Annotated in this window: 23 protein-coding genes and 1 tRNA gene; 7 read left to right on the top strand and 17 right to left on the bottom strand. The window is 62.2% G+C overall.

All coding sequences use genetic code 11. The features are described from left to right. Window positions 1–10: 10 nt before the first annotated feature. The 4 genes from thrS to MESCI2_RS1000000136740 form a co-directional block, all read right to left on the bottom strand. Window positions 11–1,987: a threonine--tRNA ligase gene (gene thrS / locus MESCI2_RS0112175; protein ID WP_027036848.1), complete on the bottom strand. Its 1,977-nt coding sequence runs from the start codon at window positions 1,985–1,987 to the stop codon at window positions 11–13. 176 nt (window positions 1,988–2,163) lie between these two features. Continuing rightward, window positions 2,164–2,991: a class D beta-lactamase gene (blaOXA, locus tag MESCI2_RS0112180; protein WP_027036849.1), complete on the bottom strand. Its 828-nt coding sequence runs from the start codon at window positions 2,989–2,991 to the stop codon at window positions 2,164–2,166. Between the two features lie 136 nt (window positions 2,992–3,127). Continuing rightward, window positions 3,128–3,502, bottom strand: coding sequence for a membrane protein insertion efficiency factor YidD (gene yidD, locus MESCI2_RS0112185; protein ID WP_027036850.1), 375 nt, complete (start codon window positions 3,500–3,502; stop codon window positions 3,128–3,130). Window positions 3,503–3,586: 84 nt separating this feature from the next. Further along, entirely contained in the window at window positions 3,587–3,745 is a 159-nt protein-coding gene (locus MESCI2_RS1000000136740) for a hypothetical protein (protein WP_081738702.1), read from the bottom strand. 91 nt (window positions 3,746–3,836) lie between these two features. Here MESCI2_RS1000000136740 and MESCI2_RS0112190 point away from each other — a divergent pair, with 91 nt between their 5' ends. Then, window positions 3,837–4,754: a LysR substrate-binding domain-containing protein gene (locus tag MESCI2_RS0112190; protein WP_027036851.1), complete on the top strand. Its 918-nt coding sequence runs from the start codon at window positions 3,837–3,839 to the stop codon at window positions 4,752–4,754. A 17-nt stretch (window positions 4,755–4,771) separates the two neighbouring features. Here the strand turns inward: MESCI2_RS0112190 and MESCI2_RS0112195 are convergent, their stop codons facing one another. Together MESCI2_RS0112195 and MESCI2_RS0112200 are read right to left on the bottom strand one after the other, a co-directional pair. Next, complete coding sequence (locus MESCI2_RS0112195) at window positions 4,772–5,101, bottom strand: cell envelope integrity protein TolA (protein WP_155936605.1); 330 nt, start codon at window positions 5,099–5,101, stop codon at window positions 4,772–4,774. A gap of 119 nt (window positions 5,102–5,220) precedes the next feature. After that, complete coding sequence (locus MESCI2_RS0112200) at window positions 5,221–5,667, bottom strand: iron-sulfur cluster assembly scaffold protein (protein WP_013531981.1); 447 nt, start codon at window positions 5,665–5,667, stop codon at window positions 5,221–5,223. Between the two features lie 239 nt (window positions 5,668–5,906). Between MESCI2_RS0112200 and folE the strand changes: the two genes are divergently transcribed. The 3 genes from folE to MESCI2_RS0112215 all read left to right on the top strand — a co-directional run bounded on the left by folE (window position 5,907) and on the right by MESCI2_RS0112215 (window position 8,094). Beyond that, on the top strand, window positions 5,907–6,542 hold the full coding sequence (gene folE, locus MESCI2_RS0112205; RefSeq protein ID WP_027036853.1) for a GTP cyclohydrolase I FolE: 636 nt from the start codon (window positions 5,907–5,909) through the stop codon (window positions 6,540–6,542). A 34-nt stretch (window positions 6,543–6,576) separates the two neighbouring features. Continuing rightward, on the top strand, window positions 6,577–7,038 hold the full coding sequence (hisI, locus tag MESCI2_RS0112210; protein WP_027036854.1) for a phosphoribosyl-AMP cyclohydrolase: 462 nt from the start codon (window positions 6,577–6,579) through the stop codon (window positions 7,036–7,038). 81 nt (window positions 7,039–7,119) lie between these two features. Next, window positions 7,120–8,094, top strand: a complete 975-nt coding sequence (locus MESCI2_RS0112215; protein ID WP_197031540.1) for a patatin family protein — start codon at window positions 7,120–7,122, stop codon at window positions 8,092–8,094. Between the two features lie 7 nt (window positions 8,095–8,101). Here MESCI2_RS0112215 and recJ read toward each other — a convergent pair whose 3' ends face one another. The 8 genes from recJ to MESCI2_RS0112255 form a co-directional block, all read right to left on the bottom strand. After that, complete coding sequence (gene recJ, locus MESCI2_RS0112220; protein WP_027036856.1) at window positions 8,102–9,886, bottom strand: single-stranded-DNA-specific exonuclease RecJ; 1,785 nt, start codon at window positions 9,884–9,886, stop codon at window positions 8,102–8,104. A 180-nt stretch (window positions 9,887–10,066) separates the two neighbouring features. Further along, window positions 10,067–10,300, bottom strand: coding sequence for a DUF6434 domain-containing protein (locus tag MESCI2_RS0112225; protein ID WP_027036857.1), 234 nt, complete (start codon window positions 10,298–10,300; stop codon window positions 10,067–10,069). Window positions 10,301–10,373: 73 nt separating this feature from the next. Next, window positions 10,374–11,357 (bottom strand): class II fructose-bisphosphatase, encoded by a 984-nt coding sequence (gene glpX / locus MESCI2_RS0112230; RefSeq protein ID WP_027036858.1) that lies wholly within the window; start codon window positions 11,355–11,357, stop codon window positions 10,374–10,376. A gap of 203 nt (window positions 11,358–11,560) precedes the next feature. Beyond that, complete coding sequence (locus MESCI2_RS1000000136745; RefSeq protein ID WP_081738703.1) at window positions 11,561–11,728, bottom strand: Thivi_2564 family membrane protein; 168 nt, start codon at window positions 11,726–11,728, stop codon at window positions 11,561–11,563. A 70-nt stretch (window positions 11,729–11,798) separates the two neighbouring features. After that, the gene (locus tag MESCI2_RS0112240) at window positions 11,799–12,155 is read right to left on the bottom strand and encodes a hypothetical protein (protein ID WP_027036859.1); all 357 of its coding nucleotides are present in this window, start codon (window positions 12,153–12,155) and stop codon (window positions 11,799–11,801) included. Window positions 12,156–12,288: 133 nt separating this feature from the next. Then, window positions 12,289–13,602: a homoserine dehydrogenase gene (locus tag MESCI2_RS0112245; RefSeq protein ID WP_027036860.1), complete on the bottom strand. Its 1,314-nt coding sequence runs from the start codon at window positions 13,600–13,602 to the stop codon at window positions 12,289–12,291. A gap of 47 nt (window positions 13,603–13,649) precedes the next feature. Beyond that, on the bottom strand, window positions 13,650–14,867 hold the full coding sequence (locus MESCI2_RS0112250) for an LL-diaminopimelate aminotransferase (RefSeq protein ID WP_013531991.1): 1,218 nt from the start codon (window positions 14,865–14,867) through the stop codon (window positions 13,650–13,652). A 45-nt stretch (window positions 14,868–14,912) separates the two neighbouring features. Continuing rightward, on the bottom strand, window positions 14,913–15,305 hold the full coding sequence (locus tag MESCI2_RS0112255) for a hypothetical protein (RefSeq protein ID WP_027036861.1): 393 nt from the start codon (window positions 15,303–15,305) through the stop codon (window positions 14,913–14,915). A 97-nt stretch (window positions 15,306–15,402) separates the two neighbouring features. Between MESCI2_RS0112255 and phaC the strand changes: the two genes are divergently transcribed. From phaC to MESCI2_RS0112270, 3 genes are all read left to right on the top strand, one after another. Continuing rightward, window positions 15,403–17,238 carry a class I poly(R)-hydroxyalkanoic acid synthase gene (phaC, locus tag MESCI2_RS0112260; RefSeq protein ID WP_027036862.1) on the top strand — a complete coding sequence of 612 codons (1,836 nt, stop codon included), beginning with the start codon at window positions 15,403–15,405 and terminating at the stop codon, window positions 17,236–17,238. Window positions 17,239–17,454: 216 nt separating this feature from the next. Beyond that, window positions 17,455–18,693: a YcbK family protein gene (locus tag MESCI2_RS0112265; RefSeq protein ID WP_027036863.1), complete on the top strand. Its 1,239-nt coding sequence runs from the start codon at window positions 17,455–17,457 to the stop codon at window positions 18,691–18,693. Window positions 18,694–19,144: 451 nt separating this feature from the next. Further along, window positions 19,145–19,219, top strand: a tRNA-Glu gene (locus MESCI2_RS0112270). Between the two features lie 1,020 nt (window positions 19,220–20,239). Here MESCI2_RS0112270 and MESCI2_RS0112275 read toward each other — a convergent pair. Genes MESCI2_RS0112275 through MESCI2_RS0112285 form a run of 3 tightly spaced genes read right to left on the bottom strand, consistent with a single transcriptional unit; the run spans window position 20,240 to window position 22,263 of the window. Beyond that, window positions 20,240–20,647 carry a TadE/TadG family type IV pilus assembly protein gene (locus MESCI2_RS0112275; protein WP_027036864.1) on the bottom strand — a complete coding sequence of 136 codons (408 nt, stop codon included), beginning with the start codon at window positions 20,645–20,647 and terminating at the stop codon, window positions 20,240–20,242. Continuing rightward, window positions 20,637–21,062 (bottom strand): TadE/TadG family type IV pilus assembly protein, encoded by a 426-nt coding sequence (locus MESCI2_RS0112280; RefSeq protein ID WP_032900678.1) that lies wholly within the window; start codon window positions 21,060–21,062, stop codon window positions 20,637–20,639. The genes MESCI2_RS0112275 and MESCI2_RS0112280 overlap by 11 nt, the downstream gene beginning before the upstream one ends. Window positions 21,063–21,081: 19 nt before the next feature. Then, complete coding sequence (locus MESCI2_RS0112285; RefSeq protein ID WP_081738720.1) at window positions 21,082–22,263, bottom strand: pilus assembly protein TadG-related protein; 1,182 nt, start codon at window positions 22,261–22,263, stop codon at window positions 21,082–21,084. Window positions 22,264–22,511 lie beyond the last annotated feature (248 nt).

Consider the following 22,511-nt stretch of genomic DNA (forward strand, 5'->3'; position numbering starts at 1 on the left):
ACTATGCCAATCAGGCCGCGCGTTTGCGCCGGCGGTCGGGTGTAACAGCTTCCTCGGCCAATTGCGCGATCGCCTGGTCGAGGCCAAGCGATTCCTGGTCGCGCGAGCCCAGCCGGCGCATGTTGACGGTCTGCTCTTCCGCCTCGCGCTTGCCGCAGACGAGGATGACCGGAACCTTGGCTAGGCTGTGCTCGCGGACCTTGTAGTTGATCTTCTCGTTGCGCAGATCCGCTTCCGCCAACAGCCCTGCGGCCTTCAGCTTTGCCACCACCTCGGTCGCATAGCCGTCGGCATCCGACGTGATCGTCGCCACCACCACCTGCAGCGGCGCGAACCACAGCGGGAAATGGCCGGAATAGTTCTCGATCAGGATGCCGAGGAAGCGCTCCATCGAGCCGCAGATGGCGCGGTGCACCATCACTGGCTGCTTCTTCTCGGAATCGGAGCCGATATAGAAGGCGCCAAACCGTTCCGGCAGGTTGAAGTCGACCTGCGTCGTGCCGCACTGCCATTCGCGGCCGATGGCATCCTTGAGCACATATTCGAATTTCGGTCCGTAGAAGGCGCCCTCGCCCGGATTGATCGAGGTCTTGATGCGATTGCCGGACCGTGTCCTGATCGTCTCCAGCACGCTCCCCATGATCGCCTCGGCATGATCCCAGGCTTCGTCGGTGCCGACGCGTTTGTCGGGCCGCGTCGAAAGCTTGACGCTGATTTCGTCAAAACCGAAATCAGCATAGGTCGAGAGGATCAAGTCGTTGATGCGCAGGCACTCCGCGGCCAGCTGCTCCTCGGTGCAGAAGATGTGCGCATCGTCCTGCGTGAAGCCGCGAACGCGCATGAGCCCGTGCAGCGCGCCCGACGGCTCGTAGCGATGCACATTGCCGAATTCCGCAAGTTTGACAGGCAGATCGCGATATGACTTCAACCCATGCTTGAAAATCTGCACATGGCCCGGACAGTTCATCGGCTTCAGCGCGAAGACCCGATCGTCATCGGTATCGTCGCCGGCTACCGTCACCTTGAACATGGCGTCGCGATACCAACCCCAATGGCCTGACGTCTCCCACAGGCTCTTGTCGAGCACCTGCGGCGCGTTGACCTCCTGATAGCCCTGCTCGTCGAGGCGGCGGCGCATGTAGTTGACCAGGTTCTGGAATATCTTCCAGCCCTTGGCGTGCCAGAAGACGACGCCCGGTCCCTCTTCCTGGAAATGGAACAGGTCCATCTCGCGGCCGATCTTCCTGTGGTCGCGCTTCTCGGCCTCCTCGAGCATCATCTGGTAGGCTTCGAGCTGCGCCTGATCAGCCCAGGCCGTACCGTAGATGCGGGTCAGCATCGGGTTGTTCGAATCGCCGCGCCAATAGGCGCCGGCCACCTTCATCAGTTTGAAGGCATTGCCGATCTGCCCGGTCGAGGCCATGTGCGGGCCACGGCAGAGGTCGAACCAGTCGCCCTGCGCATAGATCTTGAGATCCTGATCCTCGGGAATGGCGTCGATCAGCTCCAGCTTGTAGCGCTCGCCCTTGTCGGCAAACACTTTTTTCGCCTTGTCGCGCGACCAGACTTGCTTGGTGAACGGCTTGTTGCGCGCGATGATTTCGCGCATCTTCTTCTCGATCACCGGAAAATCGTCGGGCGTAAACGGCTCGTTGCGGGCGAAATCGTAGTAGAAGCCGTTCTCGATCACCGGCCCGATGGTCACCTGCGTTCCCGGCCACAATTCCTGCACGGCTTCCGCCAGCACATGGGCCGCGTCGTGGCGGATCAGCTCCAGCGCGCGCGGGTCGTCGCGGGTGACGATCTCGACCTTGCCGGACTTGCCGAGCGGATCGCTGAGATCGCGAACGGTGCCGTCGATCGCATATGCGACCGCCTTCTTGGCCAGCGATTTCGAGATCGATTCGGCGAGGCCAGCACCGGTCATCGCCGCGTCGTATTCGCGGACGGAGCCATCGGGAAATGTCAGGGAAACGGAATTCAGCATGTATATCTCCTATCCAGTCCCGCAAACGAGCGCGGGTGGTTGAAATGCATGTCGCCCAAAAGTGTATGGCGGTTTTGGGGTTACGGCATGCATAGGGAAAAGCCGGATGCGTCCGGCAGCGGCTGTCTTTTATGGACAGATTCCGCCGCCGTAAAGCCCGGCTCAAATGTCAGCGTTCATTTGATGAGGAGCGGCAGATCCTTCAGGAACGCAGCCCGGGTCTTGAGGCCCTTTGGCATGTCGGTGCGGTTGGTGTCGACGACAAGCCGCGCAAAGACGATCTGGCGGCCATCCTTTTGCGCCCAGCCGACGAACCAGCCAAGCGAGCGCTTGTCCTGAACCTTGTCAGCGTCGTTGCGCAGCCTGGTGCTTCCGGTCTTGCCTTGCACCGTCCAACCTCCGGCCTGGAAGGTCGGGATGATGGCTGATGTCATGTCGTAGGCCCTGGCCGAGACAGGCAGCTTGCGGGCCAGCAGCTTGCGCAGGAATTCGACCTGCTCGATCGGCGTGATCTTGAGCGAGGAATTCACCCAGGACTTGGTCAAACCATCATTCTTGCCGGGATTGCCGGAAACATCGGCGTTGCCGTAGTCGAATTTCGAGACATAACCGGCAAAACTTTCAGACCCAAGCCGGCGGGTGATTTCCCGGGAAAACCACAGGATCGAATCCCGCTCCCAGACCATCGGATCGACGGTCTTCTGATCCCGCTTCACCGCGTTGAATTCAGGCTTGTAATCCCAGCTTGGCGTGTGCTCGTCGCTCAGGATCCCGCTGTCATAGCCGATCAGCGACAGCGGCACCTTGAACGTCGATGCCGGGCTGAACCGCTGGTCGCACACTCCGTCCTGGTAAAGCGTCTTGCCTGTCGCCGCATCGGCGATCAGCGTGCACTGCACGTCCCCAAGCGGCGCCGATTGCGCGCGCAGCGGAAATCCCAGCAGCCAAGCGAGCAGGAACAGTATCCCGGCAAAGATGAAGGGAAGACGGTCGAAATTGCGCATTTTCTGCTCGCTCCAGAACGGGGTTCGCGAGCGGCTTAGCGGGGTCTCTTGTCTCGATTTTGTCTCAAATGCGCAGTCTTTGTGCAGGCTGTTGTTAACCCTACCGAATCGTAAACCTCCTATTCTCCCGGGGCCATCATTCCTGTGCTTCGAAGCGCTTGCTGCCAATCCGCCAGTACCGCCACGGCGTAAACCAGACATAACGATCCGCCAGCACCTCCGGCACGAGGTCTATGCCATGCGTGCCGAATGGCCCGCAGCGCAGCACGCGGAAGAATCCCATCCAGCCGCCGGCCCACAGGCCATGGCGGGCGATCGCCTCATGCGCATATTCCGAACAGGTCGGCAGATGCCGGCAGGAGTTGCCGACAAAGCCCGACAGAGTCAGCTGGTAGAGGCGCACGAGCGACGTGCCGAGAAGACGGCCTGGCGTCTTGCGCCATGGACCGGGCCAGTTGCGGCCGCGTTTTTGCGACCCGACGATATGCGCATGCCGATGCTGGTCGCGCACCGCAGTCTCCGTATCGCGTTTCCCACGCGATAGATGTGGACTTCTGCTGGAGAACGCAATCCCGCTCCTTGCACGGCCCCACCGTCACGGACGGGAACGGCGAAACGGCTGCCAGCCAGCCGAAGCCAGCCACCGGCCACGACTGGTCGGCTCTTCGTAACACTTTTCATGCTGTCTTCTGTCACGCCATTGAAACGTTGCGATCCGCATGACATCGCCAAAGATGCTCAGCAACTGGATCATGATCGGTCTCCTTTGGAGCGATTAGACGGCCGCTGGCCTTCGCCTTCAAACGAGTATAATTTCCACTTCGGATAATCCTGGGTTATGCGAAATGAAGCGTGGGCGCCTGCCGCTGACGGCATTGAGGAGCTTCGAGGCGGCGGGCCGGCATCTGAGCTTCAGCCGGGCCGCCGAGGAGCTTTTCGTCTCACAGGCGGCGATCAGCCGGCAGATCCGGGAGCTCGAAACCTTCCTGCGCCAACCCTTGTTCGAACGTCACCATCGCCGGGTCGAGCTGACGGATGCGGGCCGGCGCCTGCTGGATCAGCTTGTCAGAAGTTTCGACGCCATCGACACCTTGCTTGGGGATCTGGTGGCGACACCGGCGCAGTCCGTGGTGCGCGTCAGTGTCGAGCCGTCGCTTGCATCCGTGTGGCTGGTTCCCCGGCTCAACCGGTTTCGCCAATTGCGGCCCGATATCGACGTCTCGCTCGAGGTCGATCCAAGGCTGATCGAGTTCCGCAGCGATCAGCCGGAGCTTGCCTTGCGCTTCAGCACACATGTCACCGCGTGGCCGCGCAGCCAGGCTGAGCGGCTTGCCTCGACGGTCGATTCGCCGGTCCTGTCGCCGGCGCTGCTTGCTTCTGGCCCCGCCCTCAGGAAGCCGATCGATCTTGGCCGCTACACGCTTCTGCACGAGGAGAACCGTCAAGGCTGGGCGCGCTGGTTCGAAGCGGCCGGCGTGCCCGCCGACGCCATACCCGCGCGCGGTCCGATGCTGGCGGATGCGTCGCTTTCAAAGCAGGCCGCCTTGCTCGGACATGGCGTGGCATTGGGCGATCTCTTGCAGATCGGCGAGGAAATCGCATCCGGCGCGCTGGTCAAGCCGTTCGACATCGACCTCGCATCCGGCGCCTATTGGCTGGTGGCCAGAAACTTGCGCGACCTCTCGGAACCGGCCGCCGCGTTCGCCGACTGGCTCAGAAGCGAATTTGCCGAAAGCAGGCGGGTGCTGGAAGCGCGGGTTTGAACCCGGTCGAGCTCCCGCTACTTTGTCTTCCTGCTGTATTTTTCGAAGAGTTTGTCGAGCACGTCCGCCGCCGGAAGCTCGCCCGAGGTGTCTTCTCCCGGATTGAACGTGAGAATGATCTCGCGCCACATATTGTAGTGGGCAGCATATGATGTCAGCCCGGGAAATGGCGTGCAGCGCATGATTGCCCGAACGGCGGACTCGGCAACCTTGTCAGGCGGCGGCGTCGCAGGACCGAGGATTTTTGGCGGGCCTGCGAGTGACCCGTCCTTGTTCAGGCTGATCTGAACGCGTGCGATGCTGCGGGTGTTTGCAGGCATGTTCCAACAGTGCTGGATTGCCTTCATGAGATATTCGCCGATATCACGCTCGGCCGTTACCTCTGCCCGGCTCGGGGTCCCGCTCAACGCAAGTGAGCCAGCAAGGCTCCCGGCAAACACCAGGCTTTGATGGCCAAATCCCAAGGTCAGGCCGCTTCTTCGGCGCGCTTCTTCTCGATCTGGCCGATCGCGTCGACCACGGCATCGAAAGTCAGCATGGTCGAAGCGTGACGCGCCTTGTAGTCGCGCACCGGCTCCAAATATCTGAGATCCGCAAAGCGGCCGTCCGGCGGGGCGCCATTTTCCTTGAGCATCTTCAGCATGGTGTCGCGCACCGCGCGCAATTCCTCGGCACTCGCGCCGACGACATGCTGCGCCATGATCGATGACGACGCCTGGCCGAGCGCGCAGGCCTTCACGTCATGGGCAAAGTCCGTGACCACGCCGTCCTGCATCTTGAGGTCGACGGTGACGGTCGAGCCGCACAGCTTGGAATGCGCCTTGGCGGTCGCGTCGGGATGATCGAGGCGGCCGATGCGGGCGATATTTCCGGCGAAGCCGAGAATTTTCGCATTGTAGACGTCGTTTATCATTATTTTCCAATCCGTCGCCGTCAAGCGAACAGCGATTGCCGCTGTCGTGTCTTCCTTTCGCTCGTCACGATCTTATATAATGCTGGCAGTCCGGTATCGACAAGACAACGAAAGCCAGTGTCCTTGCCGGGAAGTTCACGCCGCTTACGGGGCTGGAAACGGGGCGAGTTTCCGACACCGAAAGGTCGTGGTCCGTTCAACTCGTTCCTCCGCCGAGAGGGACTACGGGAGACGCCTTTATGGATGCCGTCATCAAGAAGCTCATGCCACAGTCAGCCTATATGGAAAAGCCGGTCACCGACCGGCCAAGCGAAGCCGAAGTCGAAGCCGCCGTGCGCACTCTATTGCGCTGGACCGGTGACAATCCGGACCGCGAAGGGCTGGTCGACACGCCGAAGCGGGTGGCCAAGGCCTATCGCGAAATGTTCGGCGGCTACGACATGTGCCCGGCGGACGAGCTCGGCCGCACCTTCGAGGAGGTCGCCGGCTACGACGACCTGGTCATCGTCAAGGACATAACATTCCATTCGCATTGCGAGCACCACATGGTGCCGATCATCGGCAAGGCGCATGTCGGCTATCTGCCGGATGGCAAGGTTGTCGGCCTGTCCAAGATCGCCCGCGTGGTCGATATCTTCGCCCACCGCCTGCAGACCCAGGAGGCGCTGACGGCGCAGATCGCCGGCGTCATCCAGGACGTGCTCAATCCGCGCGGCGTCGCCGTCATGATCGAGGCCGAGCACATGTGCATGGCCATGCGCGGCATCCGCAAGCAGGGTTCAACCACGCTGACCTCGACCTTCACCGGCGTCTTCAAGGATACGCCCGAAGAGCAGGTTCGTTTCGTGACCATGGTGCGTGGCGGCGGGATCTGAATGGCCCTGCGACTTCGCTAGATAAGGACCGGCGATGTCGGCACTGGAATTCCCGAAAGCTTCGTCAGACAAGAAGGCCCTGGAGGAAGGCGCGGTGTTTTCACCACGCTTCGATGCAGCCGGGCTGGTCACGGTCGTCGTGACAGACGCCGCGGACGGCATGCTGTTGATGGTTGCGCATATGAATGCGCAAGCACTGGCACTCACACTGGAGACCGGCATCGCCCACTACTGGTCGCGCTCGCGCAACGTGCTTTGGAAAAAGGGCGAAACATCAGGCAATTTTCAGCATGTCGTCGAGATGCTCACGGATTGTGACCAGGATGCCATATGGTTGCGCGTCAAAGTGTTGGGCCACGACGCAACCTGTCACACTGGCCGGCGTTCATGTTTTTATCGGACGGTGGGGCTGGTTGATGGCAAGGGGACGCTTGCCGACGACGGCAGCAAACCGCTGTTCGATGCGGAAAACACGTATCGGAAACCACCAGCTTGAACCTTCTGCCTGACACCAACCACATAGATTCATCATTTCGATACGGCCCGCTCGTATAGTGGCCGTGGGACAAGGGAGATCATGATGCTCGAGTGGGCGTCATTGCGTAACAGACCAGATGTCAGGGAGGCCAACGGCCTGTCCTCGTCAGGCGGCGCGTCCGAAACGAACTCCCAGAAGAAAACAGGCATTTCACTCGCCTTGGGTGGCGGTTGCGCCCGCGGCTGGGCGCATATCGGCGTGCTGCGCGCGCTCGACGAAGCCGGCATCGAAGTGTCGATGATCGCCGGCACCTCGATCGGCGCGTTGGTCGGCGGCTGCTATCTCGCCGGCAAACTGGACGAACTCGAAGAATTCGCCCGCAGCCTGACCAAGCGCCGCATTTTCGGCCTGCTCGATCTCAATTTGCGCGGCAGCGGCCTGTTCGGCGGCATGAAGCTCGATGCAAGGCTGCGCGAGCACATGGCCGGCATTCGTTTCGAGGACCTAGCCAAGCCGTTCGTCGCGGTCACCTCCGAAATCCGCACCGGCCACGAAATCTGGCTGTCGAGCGGTTCATTGATCACCGCCATGCGCGCCTCCTATGCGCTTCCCGGCGTGTTCGAGCCGGTGAATTGCAATGGTCGCGTGCTGGTCGACGGCGCACTGGTCAACCCGGTGCCGGTTTCGGTCTGCCGGGCCTACGAGCAACCGCTCGTCGTGGCGGTCAACCTTCACTATGATCTGTTCGGCCGTGCCGCCGTCATCAAGCACAGCGCCGGCGAACTGGTCATCGAAAAGGACGCACCAAGGCCCGGCAAGGTCGACGCCGAACACCAGTCGCACCAGACCCGGCTCGGCATCACCGGCGTCATGGTCGAGGCCTTCAACATCATTCAGGACCGCATTTCGCGCGCCAGGCTTGCCGGCGACCCGCCCGATATGTCGCTGCAGCCGAAGCTCAGCCATATCGGCCTGACCGAATTCCACCGCGCCGACGAAGCGATCAACCTCGGCTATCAGGCGACAATGGCGCAGATCGGCGAACTGACCCGGCTGCAGACCGTTCTCGCCTGATCAAAGCCTACGCACGAGCCGCATCGGTGATGCGAAACTGCACGGTGCGGTTGCCATTCCAGTAATTGCCTGACAGCGAACCGGCGACGTGGATCGTCTTGCCCCGGTTCTTGAACAGGAATTCGCCAAGCGCGGTATCGACGGCGCGAAAGGCGATCGCCTGGATGCGGCCGCCGCTTTCAGATTGCAGCTCGACGCGGATGTGGTTGGTGCCGACCGGCCGCGCATCGGCCAATCGGTGGCGCGGCAACGCGAAAACGGGGGCTGCGTGCCCGGCACCGAAGGGTCCTGCCTTTTCCAGCGCGTCGAGCAGGCTGAGCGTCGCGCCTTCAGCGGCAAGCGCGCCATCGATCGCCAGGCTTTCCTCGCCTTGCAACCGGAACACATCGGCCGCGGCCCGCTCTTCGAAAAACGCCCTGAGCTCACCAAGCTTCGCCCGCTCCACGGTAATGCCTGCCGCCATGCCATGGCCGCCACCCTTGACGATCAGACCGGCAATGGCCGCCTCGCGCACCAGCCGGCCGAGGTCGAACCCCGAGACCGAGCGGCCCGAGCCGGTGCCGATGCCCACAGCATTGAAGGCGATGGCGAAGGCGGGCCGCCGGGCGTGATCCTTCAATCGCGAAGCGAGCAGGCCGACAATACCCGGATGCCAGCTGTTGGAGGCGGTGACGACGATAGCCGGGCCATTGCCGCCGGCAAGCTCTGCATCGGCCTCGGCGCGCGCTGCCGCGAGCATCTCCTGCTCCATCAACTGCCGTTCCTGGTTGAGCCGGTCGAGCGTCTCGGCAATGGTGCGCGCCTCGACCGGGTCGTCGGTCGCAAGCAGCCGGCTGCCAAGCGCGGCATCGCCGATGCGTCCGCCGGCATTGATGCGCGGGCCGATCAGATAGGCCAGATGGAAAGTGCTGATCGGCTCGCCGATGCGCGACACCCGTGCCAGTGCCGCCAGCCCTTCATTCTTCTGCTGGCGCGCCATTTGCAGCCCCTTGACCACGAAGGCACGGTTGACGCCGGTCAGCGGCACCACGTCACAGACGGTGGCCAATGCCACGATATCAAGCAGCGAAAGCAGGTCCGGCGGCGTGGCATCGGCCATGCGGCTACGCAGGATCCTGGCCGTCTGCACAAGGGCGAGGAAGACCACGCCGGCGGCACAGAGATGGCCCTGCCCGGAAAGGTCGTCGTCGCGATTGGGATTGACGACGGCGATTGCCGCCGGCAAGGCACCGCCGACCTGGTGGTGGTCGAGCACCACGACATCGGCCCCGGCCTCGTTGGCGGCATCGATGGAAACGGCGCTGTTGGTGCCGCAATCGACAGTGACGATCAGTGTCGCGCCACGCGAAACAAGTTCGCGCATGGCGTCGGGGTTGGGGCCATAGCCCTCGAAAATACGATCCGGGATGTAGATTTCCGACGGCACCGAGAAATGCGTGAGGAACCGCTTCAGCAAGGCCGACGAGGCGGCGCCGTCGACATCGTAGTCGCCGAAGATCGCCACCTTTTCCCTGGCCATCACCGCGGCGGCGATGCGGGCCGCCGCCCTGTCCATGTCGGTCAGCGATGCCGGATCCGGCAGAAGATCGCGGATCGTCGGGTCGAGAAACCGCTCGGTCTGTTCGGCGGTGACACCACGGCCGGCAAGCACCCGCGCGACGATGTCGGGCACGCCATGGCCTTGCGCGATGGCGAGTGCGATCATGTCCTGCCGCTCGGTCAGCCGGTGCTCCCAGGAAACCCCTGATACTGACTGCCTGACATCGAGGAAGAGGCGCTTTTCGCCGGTCATACGCTTTGCCAACTCATCGTTGGCGGCAGGATAGTGCATGTCGCCCAAAAGGGCGCAGCGGTTTTGGGACGACGACCTGCATTAGCAACAATTTAAAGCGCGTCACGTTCACGCGACGCTCTATAGGCCAAAGGCAGGCAAAGCCAAGCGATTCACGGGTGTGCGCCGTCCCGGAATAGGTCAAGAAAACTGCGCTTTCCGCTTTTCAGCCTGGCGCCGAAGCCATTCGTCGGCCGCATCGCCCATCGTCTTTTCCACACCGTCCTTGAGCCAGGCCATGAAAGGCCGGTCGAACTTGAATGCATCGCCGCATTCCCGGATGAGAAAGCGACGCACATTCTGGGTGTTGCGATAGGACTTTGTGATGGCGGTGGCACGCGAAATCGGATCCGCATGCCAATCGAACGGTTTCATCGTCAAATCCTTGCAGCCAGCATCGGATGCGCCCGAATGGCTAGCAATTGCAAGGTGGCTTCGCAAGCGAGCGTCAGAACTTATCCAGATCCTGATGGCGGGCCTTGATCTCGCGCACTGTCCGCGAGGACGAGCGCAGCACGATCGTGTGGGTGGTGATGTAGTTGTGGCCGAACTTGACGCCAGCCAGCATGTTGCCGTCGGTGACACCGGTGGCCGCAAACAGCACATCGCCGCGCGCCATGTCCTCCGTCCGATAGACCCGTTTTGGATTGGAAATACCCATCTTTGCAGCACGTGCGACCTTTTCCGGCGTGTCGAGGATCAGCCTGCCTTGCATCTGGCCGCCGGTGCAGCGCAGCGCGGCAGCGGCCAGCACGCCCTCGAGTGCGCCGCCAGTGCCGAGATAGATGTCGATGCCGGTTTCTTCCGGGTCCGTGGTGTGAATGACGCCGGCGACATCGCCGTCGCCGATCAGCCGGATCGCGGCCCCCGTGGCGCGCACGGCATCGATCAGCTTGGCATGACGTGGCCGGTCGAGAATGCAGGTGGTGATGTCCGATATGGCCACGCCCTTCGCCCTGGCGAGGCTGGCGATGTTCTCAGCCGCCGAGGCGTCGATGTCGATGACGCCGTCCGCATAGCCCGGACCGATGGCGATCTTGTCCATGTAGACGTCGGGCGCGAACAGCAGGCTGCCCTTTTCGGCGATCGCGATGACGGCGAGCGCATTGGGCAGGTTCTTGGCGCAAATGGTCGTGCCTTCGAGCGGATCGAGCGCGATATCGACGGCCGGACCTTTGCCAGTGCCGACTTCCTCGCCGATGTAGAGCATCGGCGCCTCGTCGCGCTCGCCTTCGCCGATCACCACCGTGCCCTTGATGGCAAGCCGGTTGAGCTCCTGGCGCATGGCATCCACGGCGACCTGGTCGGCCGCCTTTTCGTCGCCGCGCCCGCGCAGCCTGGCGGCCGCGACGGCGGCCCGTTCGGTGACGCGCACCAGTTCCATGGTGAGTATCCGGTCAAGGCCGGCGACGATGTTCTGGGCCACATTCATCTGGTGATTTCCTCATTGGCAATGCGGCCTCCCGCCGGAGGCGGGCCTGTTTTGTCAAACGAGGATGACAACGGCAAGACCCACTGATAATTTTATCGAATACTCAGCAATATCAATCGATTAGACCGCATTTTGAAACAATGCCGGCCCGGTCGAAAGAACCGGGCCGGCATGGGAAATTGAACGTCGCCGCCCTTCGCGGCCTAGAAAACCGCGAGGTATTTGAGCAGCGAAATGATGCCGATGATGATGACGATGACCTGAACTATTTGTCTCATCCGGCCGTCGAGAGGCAGGCGCTGCACCAGATAGAGAACGAGGATGATGACGAGGAATGTGATCAGGATGCTGATCAACGCGGATGAAGCCATGGTGCCCTCCTTAAAATGATGTGCTGAAAACAATAGAATGGGCCGGAAGCCCGACCCTGTCGAACCGCAGTCAATACCAGCGGCGGGACGTATCGTTGTTAGACTGGCCAATGGCGAAGCCGGCCAGAAAGCCGAGCAGGCCGATCACCCCGACCAAAGCTGTCGTCGTACCGGGGTTTTCGCGTGCGACTTCCGAAACAGCCTGGGCTTGGCTGCGCAGCTGTTGCGCCGTACGCGAAGCGCGGTTCGCCGCGGTGTCGTACAACTCGGACGCCTGTTCGCTGGCGTCATCGAGCATCTCCGCGCCCCGCGCCGAAATGCTCTTGTTGATCTTGGTGATCTCCCTGCGCAGTTCGGCAATCTGCTTTTCCAGCGTCTTCTGGATGTCGTCGATAGCAGGGGTGTCGGACTTGTTGGTATCGGCCATGAAGCGGTTCCTCTGGTTGCTGACCAAGAGAACGGCGTCGACGCGAATTCGTTCCGGTCTGTGGCTGCTGCCTGCCTCCAGACCGGAGCTCAATGCATGCGGAATTCTGGTCCCGCGCGACTGTCGGACAAAGCTACCCTGCCCGCTCGATGCGAATGACCTGCGGCTTGTCGGTCAGATGTCCGTCCTTGGTGATGCCGTCGACGGCCTTTCGCACGGCGGCCTCCGTCGTCTCGTGGGTGACGAGGATCACCGTCTTCTGTGCCGCCGCCTCGCCGTTGACTGCGTGCTGGACGATCGATTCCAGCGAGATGTCGTTGTCGGCCATGCGCTTGGCGATTGCCGCGAACACCCCGATGCGGTCATGCACGGTCAGCCGGATGAAGTAGCCGCCGGCATGGCTGCGCATCTGCGCCTTCTTGTAGGGTTTCAGTTCCTTCGCCGGCCGTCCGAAGACCGGGCCATGCTGGAAGCCTGGCCGGCTCTTGGCGATGTCGGCGATGTCGCCGATGACGGCCGATGCGGTGGCGTTGCCGCCAGCACCCGGGCCGGACAGCAGCAGCTCGCCCAGAATGTCGGTTTCGATCGCCACCGCATTGGTGACGCCATGCACCTGCGCGATGACCGATGCGGTCGGCACCATGGTCGGATGCACGCGCTGCTCGATGCCGCTCTCGGTGCGCTGGGCGACACCCAGCAACTTGATCCGGTAGCCGAGATCGGCGGCGGCGCGGATGTCGGCCTGGGTGATGTTGGAAATGCCCTCCATGTAGATGTCGTTGGCGGCGATCCTGGTGCCGAAGGCAAGGCTGGTCAGGATCGACAGCTTGTGCGCGGTGTCGTGACCCTCGATGTCGAAGGTCGGATCGGCCTCGGCATAGCCCAGCCGCTGCGCGTCCTTCAGGCACTCGTCGAACGAGATGCCCTCGGCCTCCATGCGGGTCAGGATGTAGTTGCAGGTGCCGTTGAGAATGCCGAACACGCGGGTCACCGAATTGCCCGCCATCGCCTCGCGCATCGTCTTGATGACCGGGATGCCGCCGGCCACCGCCGCCTCGTAGTTGAGCAGCACGCCCTTCTTCTCGGCGATCTCGGCCAGCGCCACGCCATGCTTGGCCAGCAGCGCCTTGTTGGCGGTGACGACATGGCGGCTGGCTTCGAGTGCCGCCTTCACCGACGCGCGCGCCGGACCCTCGTCGCCGCCGATCAGTTCGACGAAGACATCGATATCGGCGGTCTGCGCCATCTTCACCGGATCGTCGAACCACTTGGCCGTGCTGAGATCGACGCCGCGATCACGCTTCGGGTCGCGCGCCGAGACGGCGGTGACGATCACGTCGCGGCCGCACTGGCGGGTCAGTTCCACCGCCTTGTCGCGCAGCACGCGCGCCACCGACGCGCCAACGGTGCCGAGGCCGGCAATTCCAACACGCAATGCTTCAGCCATGTCCGGCGACGTCCCTCAAAGTCAGATCGAATTTGCGTGCGGCAAGCTTACCGGTGAGCGGAGAGCGGCACGACATTGTTGGGCTGCTTGGCGCTGGTCGACAAGAAGCGCTTGATGTTGCGCGCCGCCTGCCGGATCCTGTGCTCGTTCTCGACCAGAGCAACGCGCACGAATTCGTCGCCATGCTCGCCGAAGCCGACACCGGGCGCCACGGCCACGTCGGCATGCTCGATGAGCAGCTTGGAGAATTCGAGCGAGCCGAGATGCTTGAACGGCTCCGGGATCGGCGCCCAGGCGAACATCGAGGCCGCTGGTGCCGGAATGGTCCAGCCGGCGCGGCCGAAGGCGTCGACCATCACGTCGCGGCGCTTATGGTAGATGTCGCGCACCTCGGCGATGTCGGCGCCGTCGCCGTTGAGCGCGTGTGCCGCCGCCACCTGGATCGGCGTGAAGGCCCCGTAATCGAGGTAGGACTTCACCCGCGTCAGCGCCGAGATCAGCCGCTCATTGCCGACGGCAAAGCCCATGCGCCAACCGGGCATGGAGAATGTCTTCGACATGGAGGTGAATTCGACGCAAACGTCGATCGCGCCAGGCACCTGCAGCACCGAAGGCGGCGGATTGCCGTCGAAATAAATCTCCGAATAGGCAAGGTCGGACAGGATGATGATGTCGTTCTTCTTGGCGAAGGCGACCACATCCTTGTAGAAATCGAGCGAGGCGACCAGCGCCGTCGGGTTCGACGGATAGTTGAGGATCAGCGCCAGCGGCTTCGGGATCGAATGTTTGACTCCGCGCTCGAGCGCCGGGATGAAGCCGTCGTCCGGCTCCACCTGCAGCGAGCGGATGACGCCGCCCGACATGATGAAGCCGAAGGCATGGATCGGATAGGTCGGGTTCGGGCACAGGATCACGTCGCCAGGCGCCGTGATCGCCTGCGCCATATTGGCGAAGCCTTCCTTCGAGCCAAGCGTGGCCACCACTTGCGTGTCGGGATTGAGCTTCACGCCGAAGCGCCTGCCATAGTAGGCGGCTTGGGCGCGACGCAGGCCCGGAATGCCGCGCGACGAGGAATAGCGATGCGTGCGCGGGTCGCGCACGACCTCGCACAATTTGTCGACGATAGCCTTGGGCGTCGGCAGGTCCGGATTGCCCATGCCGAGGTCGATGATGTCGGCGCCACGCGATCGGGCGCTGGCCTTGAGCCGGTTGACCTGCTCGAACACGTAAGGCGGAAGCCGGCGAACCTTGTGAAATTCTTCCATGGCAGTTCCAGACAGCGAAGGGGGTGTTGGGCGCGCGCTATATACTTATTTGCAGGTAGGGTCGAGGGCGGGGTCGCATTTGGCTTCGATCTGCTTCAGCGTTTCGTCGCCATGCTTCTTGGCCAGATCCGTCAGCGCCGCCTGGTTGGCGACCTTGGGGCCGCCGCCCTTTGCCGCCTGCGCATTCTCATCCGCCTTCAATTGCGCGAGCTTGGCGTTCTTCTCGGCTTCGGTGAACTGAGGCGCCGCCACTTGCGGCTTGATGTTCAGGTTCGGAAAGGTGCCGGTATCCTTCGGCCCCGTACCCGCAGCGACAGGTGTCGGGCTATTCGTGTTGGTGCTCGAGCACCCGGCAATCCCGATGAGGACGATCGCCGCGCCGATGCGGCAAAAACGTCCGACACCGAAAAAAACAGTCTCGCCAATATTAATCGTCATATTGTTTCCCTGGCAGCCGAGGTAGAGCGAGATTGGCCCGGTCGGATGTCCCATGTTAATATGTCAAGAAAAGGCCTCGGGAGGAACCCCGCCAACCATGTCCAAAACACCCGATTCGGGCAAAGCGGAAGATGACGAGCCTTCGACCGTCGAGCAATATCTGGTGAAGGACCCGGAACGCTTCGCCCTGAACATGGCGCGCATGATCGAGCAGGCCGGCAAGGCCGCTTCCGCCTGGGCCGAGCCGCGCGAAAAAGGTGAGGTGCGCGACCATGTCGCCGAGCCCGTCGTCGATATGGTGAAGACCTTTTCCAAGCTCAGCGAATACTGGCTTGCCGATCCGCAGCGCGCGCTGGAAGCGCAGACGCGGCTGTTCTCCGGCTATATGACGGTCTGGGCCAACGCCATTCAGCGCACCAGCAATGCCGCGCAAGACACCGAAGACGCGGTCAAGCCGGAGCGCGGCGACAAGCGCTTCCTCGACCCGGAATGGGGCCGCAACGCCTTCTTCGATTTCCTCAAGCAGGCCTATCTCGTCACCTCGCGCTGGGCGGCCGACCTGGTCGAGCACGCCGAAGGTCTTGACGAGCACACCCGCCACAAGGCCGGCTTTTACGTCAAGCAGGTGTCCAACGCCATCTCGCCGTCGAATTTCATCCTGACCAATCCGGAACTGTTCCGTGAAACCGTCGCCTCGAACGGCGAAAACCTGGTGCGCGGCATGAAGATGCTGGCCGAGGACATCGCCGCCGGCAAGGGCGACCTGAAGCTGCGGCAGGCCGACTACTCCCCCTTCGAGATCGGCAGGAACATCGCCACCACCCCCGGCAAGGTGGTCGGCCGCAGCGACGTCGCCGAAATCATCCAGTACGACCCGGCGACCGAGACGGTGCTCAAGCGGCCCCTGCTGATCTGCCCGCCATGGATCAACAAATTCTACATCCTCGATCTGAACCCGCAGAAGTCCTTTATTCGCTGGGCGGTTGAACAGGGCCACACCGTGTTCGTCATCTCCTGGATCAATCCCGACGAGCGCCACGGCACCAAGAGCTGGGAAGCCTATATCCGCGAGGGTCTGCAATACGGCCTCGACACGGTCGAGAAGGCCACCGGCGAACGCGACGTCAACGCGATCGGCTATTGCGTCGGCGGCACGCTTTTGGCGGCGGCACTGGCGCTGATGGCGCAAGAGGGCGACGACCGCATCAAGTCGGCGACCTTCTTCACCACGCAGGTCGACTTCACCCATGCCGGCGACCTGAAGGTGTTCGTCGACGAAGAACAGGTCGCGGCAGTGGAAAAGTCGATGAGCGAAAAGGGCTATCTCGACGGCACCAAGATGGCGACCGCCTTCAACATGCTGCGCTCAGGCGACCTGATCTGGCCCTATGTCGTCAACAACTACATGCGCGGCAAGGATCCCCTGCCCTTCGACCTGCTCTACTGGAATGCCGATTCCACCCGCATGGCCGCGGCCAACCACTCTTTTTACCTGCGAAACTGCTATCTCGAGAACAACCTCTCGCAAGGCACGATGGAACTGGCGGGCCACACGGTCTCGCTCGGCGACATCACCATCCCGGTCTACAACCTCGCCTCCAAGGAAGATCACATCGCGCCGGCGCTTTCGGTGTTCCTCGGCTCGAAATATTTCGGCGGCGCGGTCGAGTATGTGATGGCCGGGTCGGGTCATATCGCAGGGGTCGTCAATCCGCCGGCATCCAACAAATACCAGTATTGGACCGGGGGTAGGCCGACGGGCGACTTCAGCCAGTGGATAGCCAATGCCACCGACCATCCAGGATCCTGGTGGCCGCACTGGCAAGACTGGATAGAGGCCAAGGACAACACCCGCGTGCCTGCCCGCAAACCGGGCAAGCATATGAAAACCTTGGGTGATGCTCCCGGCACCTATGTGAAGGTCCGTGTGTAACGGACTGTAATGTGTGGTGAGTTGACGGGCCGCCAAAAGCGGGCGAAATGGTGTCGTCAACCATCAAGCGGCCGTAATTCGGCAATCACCGCAAAAATACTTCCAGGCTTGCGGATTTGACACAGGTCTCGTTTCCGGATCGGAGACAAAGGTCACCTTGGCACCGATGCATGCGTGCGGCACCAAGGATATACCGACCGGACATCGAGGGGGAATTTGACTTTGAAATCAGCAGGATGGAGCCTCGCAAAGGGAGAACGCCGCGCCATTGTGGCAGCGCTCTGCTCCTTGCTTCTGGCCTCCTGCACCTCGTCCGGCGACCCGACAATGTCGGTCGGAATGCCCGGTTACAATGCCACCGCATCCGACATAAGCGCTGCCTCCGGCGGCAAGGCGACCGTCACTTCCGATTCGACCGAGCAGACGACCGTGATGACGGCGAGCGATACGGCGCTGCCTGAAAAGGTCGCCTATGTGCCTGTGTCCAAACCGGGAGCTGCCTTTCCGCTCACCACGCCGGCGGGCGCGGAAATCATCGCTGGAAATACGCCGCAGTCGCTGACGCAGCAGGCACAGACCGCGCAGCAGACCGACGCGGTCGCCCAGCAGATTGCCACGGCCGACGGCGACGTGGCGGCGCCGAAGCCCGCCGCCGCTCCGGCCATGAACAACCCGGTCTATGTGACGGCTGGCGAGATGCCGCAGGCCGAAGCACCAAAGAAGAAAGGCTTCCTGGCCTCGATGTTTGGCGCAACGCCAGCCTCGGCGACACCAGCCCCCCTCATCAGCAACGCCCGGACGGGCGAGCAGCCTCCGGCGCAGGCAAAAGCGGCGCCAGCAGCGGCAAAGCCGATCATCACGCTTGCCTCGGCCAATTCCACGGCCAAGCCGGTGCAGTTGGCTTCGATCGGCGGCGATACCGGCCACGTCACTGGCAGCGACGCCCTGCCCGGCGTGCGCCAGACGGCCCTGTTCGAGATCAAGCGCAAGTCCGGCCTCGATGACGAAAGCGACGTCGACCTCAACGAGGATGAGGGGCCAATCGGCGGCTCCTATCAGGTTGCGTCCGCCGCCGGCATGGCCCGGTTGGCACCCAACGGGCTGCTCAAGCAGAACGAAAGCGTCGATGTGGCCTGCCTGAAGCCGTCGCTGGTGCGCGTGCTGAAGACGATCGAAGGCCACTACGGCCGCAAGATGACGGTAACGTCCGGCTATCGCGACCCGGCCCGCAACCGGCGCGCCAACGGCGCTAAGAATTCGCTGCACATGTATTGCGCCGCCGCCGACATCCAGGTTCCCGGCGTTTCGAAATGGGAGCTGGCGAGCTACATCAGGACCATGCCCGGCCGCGGCGGCGTCGGCACATACTGCCACACAGAATCGGTTCACGTCGACGTCGGTCCCGAGCGCGACTGGAACTGGCGCTGCCGCCGGCGCAGCGGCGGTGACGGCTAGCGGCACTGTTTGACGGCCTACGCCTATCAGCCGCCAAGGCCGTTCCGGCAATATCGTTCCAGCCTCCCGAACATTCGAGATAGGCCGAAGCGTCCCCAACTTCGTCATCCACGGGCGGAGCAGGAGCGCAGCTCCGTTGCGAAGACCCGAGGATCCATGCCGGGAGTCAACTGAGGAGTGCAGCGGAGCAGAATTCTGCACCGTAGTGACCGCGTCTTGAGTCGCGGCATGGATCCCTTGGGCTGCGGAGCAGCTCCAGGGGTCTGCGCTGCGTCGCTGCGCTCCTTGCTCCGCCCGTGGATGACGAAACGATGGGTGTCCCCGCTAATCGTCAGGCTCGTCAACCCTCGGGAAATCGTTGATTTGGCAGGCCCGGAAAAAAGTTGTCCAAGGTGGCACCTGACGGGTTGCCGGTTGCGCACAACGCCAGTATAAGCCGCTTCGTCTGAGCGCGCCCATCGTCTAGCGGTTAGGACACCGCCCTTTCACGGCGGTAACAGGGGTTCGATTCCCCTTGGGCGTACCAGAAAAATTTGCGTTTGGCGCAAACCTCCCTCCCAATGTTGGCCAATTTCCCTTGGCTCTGCTGCACAACTGACGCGCAGTCTTCCGCGATCACACCATAGGCTCACGCGGTCACACGGCTCATAATCCTGCTACAAAGTGGTCGATTCCTCAGGGATGTAGCCGCTCCAAGAGCCCGCCGCAGGTCGCCCCCGTGGCGGGCTTTTCATTGCACGGTCGAGTTAGGCTTTCACGGCATTCCGACAACGGGAGAAGACCAGCAGTGGTAAGTCTCCGTATTTGCCTGGTTTGTGTGCGGAGCCTACCTGAGAACGGGTTGCCCGCCGCTCAAGGCGACTCTCTTCAGCGCTTCAACCGGCATACGCCAATGCGAAGTCAAAAGCCTGTTATAATCCACGGATTGGAGTCGTATCCGAGACGCGGCTCCGCCTTTGCGCCGCTATCTTCCGATTTGGCGGTTCCGGTGAAATCGCAGTCCAGATTTGGAACGGGCTTCTTGGCTGACGGGTTGGTGGAACACAAGGCGGCGGCGTCACTGACCGCCGCCTTCTTTTCCTTGGCAACAGCGACACCAGTCGCAGCGAAAACGACAGCCGCGCAAAATACAGCCACTCTCATTGGAACCCCCACATTGCACCCGACGGATGGTCGGACATGACGTAACGTCATCTTAACATTAGCACTAACGAATATATTAGCTAGCCCTGTGCCATCAAAAGGTGGCCGGAGTGCCAAGCTTGTGTCGTGGCCGCCAAAACCGGTGCCATCTGGACACCGGCCGGCATGAGTCGCATTCTGCTCGTTGGAGAAGGGTGTGGATAAGCCAAATACAGGGGCTGATCAGGCTAAACGCTGGCGGGACCGGGCCCTGCGCGGTCGCCGGAGGCGTCTGTCACACAACGTCATGTCGTGGGCGCTGATCCTGACGGCGATAACCATTTTCGGTGGCCTGATCGCGTTCAAAGCGTACAAATGAGCAGAGCCCTAGCGCGCATGCTCGCCTACGGTTGTCGGCCACAGCCTAGCCGTTGCCAAGCAGCGGCACGGTAACGGTTGTCGCGTAGTTGATCGGGAAGGAACTGAAGTAGGGAAAGTCGATGACGAAGGCATAGGCGGCGGTCAGATGCGCCATGCGGAAGCCGCCGCTCACCGGGTCGATGGCGATGGTGACGTTCACGTCCTTGAACCCCAAGGCCTGCAATTTCTGCGTGGCGATCGATTGAATGTCGGCCTGGGTCAGCGTGTTCTTAAGCTGCAGCGAGCGCGCTGACGTCTCCAGCGTATAGCGAACACTGGAGACCGAGTGCATCGACCAGCCAAAGGCGAATATTCCGAACAGCAGCATGACAAGGAAGGGCGCGATCAGCGCGAACTCCAGCCCGGCTCCGCCCGATCGATCCCGCCGCAACGCGCTTGCCCTAGCGTACACGGATCATCTCCTGGTGACTGATGACGGTGGGAGCGGCAAAGGCGCCGAAGGCAACTGGCGGCACCCAGGTGCCCGATGCCTGTATCTGGACATAAATAGAGGGCACCTTCGGCCCACTGCACATGGTGGAAGCGTCGACCACGGTCGTCCCGCACATACGGATGCGGCTTAGCGTGACCTGGCCGTCTTCCGGCCGATTTTCCCAACTCGCAATGGCAAGGGCCTGGGTCGCCGCATCATCGGTCGATCCGCTCATGACCAGATTCGCGGCGGTCTTCACACCGGCGCGCATCGATAGTGAACTTGTCACGTAGGACCAGCCGTCCAGAATACCAAGCAGCACCAGGCACAGAATGGGCAGCACCATCGCGAACTCGACCGCCGCAACGCCCGAATCATCGCCAAGTATCGGCATCGATCGGCGCGCCACGGAGCTACTCGGACAGTGCCACGGACCGCGCGGCTGGAATGTTGGGCACTCCGAGGCTCGAGCAATCCTGATTGATGGTTGAGTTACCGGACCATTGAATCGTGTTGGCGACGACCCTGGTGCAGCCGCCATTGCCCGAGAAATTGCCAAGATAGTTCACTTGCTGCTTGGGGAAATAGATGGCCCCGGTCAAAAGCGAGTCCGCTGTGCCGTTGAATGTGCTGGATGCGCTCATGCCGGTCCTGTCGCCATAGAACAGAATGCCTGAGTAGGTGCCCGAAGTGGCCGCGCTGAGCTTCACGGACGCATTGCCATTCATGCTGACCGTCGAACTGCCCGACATGAAGATGGTCACCCCGCTGCCGGTGATGGCTGCGTTGGCGTTTATCTTGAAACTGCCCTGGACGACATAGACGCCGGGCGAAAGCGTGACATTGCCCTTCAGGTTCATGCCGCTGCAATAGGTGCCTGGACCGAGCGTCGCCTTGTTGTCGTTCTGGCAGGGGGTTGCGGCCACCGGGGCCGGCAGGTCGACAAAGGGATCGCCGGCAGGCAGCGCCTGGGTGATCGGGGCCGCGCAGACGGTGGTGACGGGATTGCTGAGAGAGACACCGCCCGCCGATATCAGGCAATCGGCCTGCAGGCCGGCCGCGCCCTGAACCTTGATGGCGTCCGAGGCGATCGAATTGGACATGACCGAGCAGCCGGTGAGCTTGACGCTGGTGCTGCCGGAGAACAGCACCGCCTGCGACGCGGACGGATCGAGCGCGAGCATGCAAGCACTCGAGGCATCGGTAATGACGGCCACCGCCCTCGCCTGTTCGGGAACTTTTTCCTGAGTGAAGATCAGGGTGAACATCCGGTCGAGTTTCTGGCCGACGATCACCTCGACCGCTTTTTTCGCCGTATTCGGTCCGGACGCCGGCGGCGTATTGACGACGATCGTGCCCGAGCCGAGCCCGTTCGACGCCGCGGACTGGGTCGCGGCCGCGACGATCGTCGGCTTGTCGGAACCCGAAATCTGTTCGAGCGCTCCGGCATAGGCGGCTGCATCGGCCGTCGCCTGCAATCTCAGGCTGTTGTAGTACCAATAGGAGGTCTCGACGCCGAAGCCCGCAGCGCCGACAACGACCGGCAAGGTGAGGGCAAAAATGGTGGCGACATTTGCGACCGTGCTCCGGCGCATGGCGTCCATTACAAGCCGAAGACGGGTGAAGCTACTCAAGGCCATGGCTTAAATTAGAAAGCACGCATAAATGAACGAATGGCTAAAAAGTTCGTTGCATTTTTGAGCAGTGGTCCATTGGCTTCAAAAAGAAATGTTTCGCTGGCTGACCAACTCCCAAGCGCGCATCTTGGCAAATGCGCGAGGCCAGCACTGGCTGGAGGGCCCGCGAGAGCGGGCGCGTCCGCTTGCGACAGGCCCCCGGCACG

Source organism: Mesorhizobium ciceri WSM4083, assembly GCF_000519305.1.
GTDB classification, from domain to species: domain Bacteria; phylum Pseudomonadota; class Alphaproteobacteria; order Rhizobiales; family Rhizobiaceae; genus Mesorhizobium; species Mesorhizobium ciceri_B.

What these genes read in the sequence shown, in the direction of transcription:
- thrS (WP_027036848.1), bottom strand. Translation starts at nt 1,987, where the DNA reads ATGCTGAATTCCGTTTCCCTGACATTTCCCGATGGCTCCGTCCGCGAA.
- blaOXA (WP_027036849.1), bottom strand. Translation starts at nt 2,991, where the DNA reads ATGCGCAATTTCGACCGTCTTCCCTTCATCTTTGCCGGGATACTGTTC.
- MESCI2_RS1000000136740 (WP_081738702.1), bottom strand. Translation starts at nt 3,745, where the DNA reads ATGATCCAGTTGCTGAGCATCTTTGGCGATGTCATGCGGATCGCAACG.
- MESCI2_RS0112190 (WP_027036851.1), top strand. Translation starts at nt 3,837, where the DNA reads ATGAAGCGTGGGCGCCTGCCGCTGACGGCATTGAGGAGCTTCGAGGCG.
- MESCI2_RS0112195 (WP_155936605.1), bottom strand. Translation starts at nt 5,101, where the DNA reads ATGAAGGCAATCCAGCACTGTTGGAACATGCCTGCAAACACCCGCAGC.
- MESCI2_RS0112200 (WP_013531981.1), bottom strand. Translation starts at nt 5,667, where the DNA reads ATGATAAACGACGTCTACAATGCGAAAATTCTCGGCTTCGCCGGAAAT.
- folE (WP_027036853.1), top strand. Translation starts at nt 5,907, where the DNA reads ATGGATGCCGTCATCAAGAAGCTCATGCCACAGTCAGCCTATATGGAA.
- hisI (WP_027036854.1), top strand. Translation starts at nt 6,577, where the DNA reads ATGTCGGCACTGGAATTCCCGAAAGCTTCGTCAGACAAGAAGGCCCTG.
- MESCI2_RS0112215 (WP_197031540.1), top strand. Translation starts at nt 7,120, where the DNA reads ATGATGCTCGAGTGGGCGTCATTGCGTAACAGACCAGATGTCAGGGAG.
- recJ (WP_027036856.1), bottom strand. Translation starts at nt 9,886, where the DNA reads ATGACCGGCGAAAAGCGCCTCTTCCTCGATGTCAGGCAGTCAGTATCA.
- MESCI2_RS0112225 (WP_027036857.1), bottom strand. Translation starts at nt 10,300, where the DNA reads ATGAAACCGTTCGATTGGCATGCGGATCCGATTTCGCGTGCCACCGCC.
- glpX (WP_027036858.1), bottom strand. Translation starts at nt 11,357, where the DNA reads ATGAATGTGGCCCAGAACATCGTCGCCGGCCTTGACCGGATACTCACC.
- MESCI2_RS1000000136745 (WP_081738703.1), bottom strand. Translation starts at nt 11,728, where the DNA reads ATGGCTTCATCCGCGTTGATCAGCATCCTGATCACATTCCTCGTCATC.
- MESCI2_RS0112240 (WP_027036859.1), bottom strand. Translation starts at nt 12,155, where the DNA reads ATGGCCGATACCAACAAGTCCGACACCCCTGCTATCGACGACATCCAG.
- MESCI2_RS0112245 (WP_027036860.1), bottom strand. Translation starts at nt 13,602, where the DNA reads ATGGCTGAAGCATTGCGTGTTGGAATTGCCGGCCTCGGCACCGTTGGC.
- MESCI2_RS0112250 (WP_013531991.1), bottom strand. Translation starts at nt 14,867, where the DNA reads ATGGAAGAATTTCACAAGGTTCGCCGGCTTCCGCCTTACGTGTTCGAG.
- MESCI2_RS0112255 (WP_027036861.1), bottom strand. Translation starts at nt 15,305, where the DNA reads ATGACGATTAATATTGGCGAGACTGTTTTTTTCGGTGTCGGACGTTTT.
- phaC (WP_027036862.1), top strand. Translation starts at nt 15,403, where the DNA reads ATGTCCAAAACACCCGATTCGGGCAAAGCGGAAGATGACGAGCCTTCG.
- MESCI2_RS0112280 (WP_032900678.1), bottom strand. Translation starts at nt 21,062, where the DNA reads ATGCCGATACTTGGCGATGATTCGGGCGTTGCGGCGGTCGAGTTCGCG.
- MESCI2_RS0112285 (WP_081738720.1), bottom strand. Translation starts at nt 22,263, where the DNA reads ATGCGCCGGAGCACGGTCGCAAATGTCGCCACCATTTTTGCCCTCACC.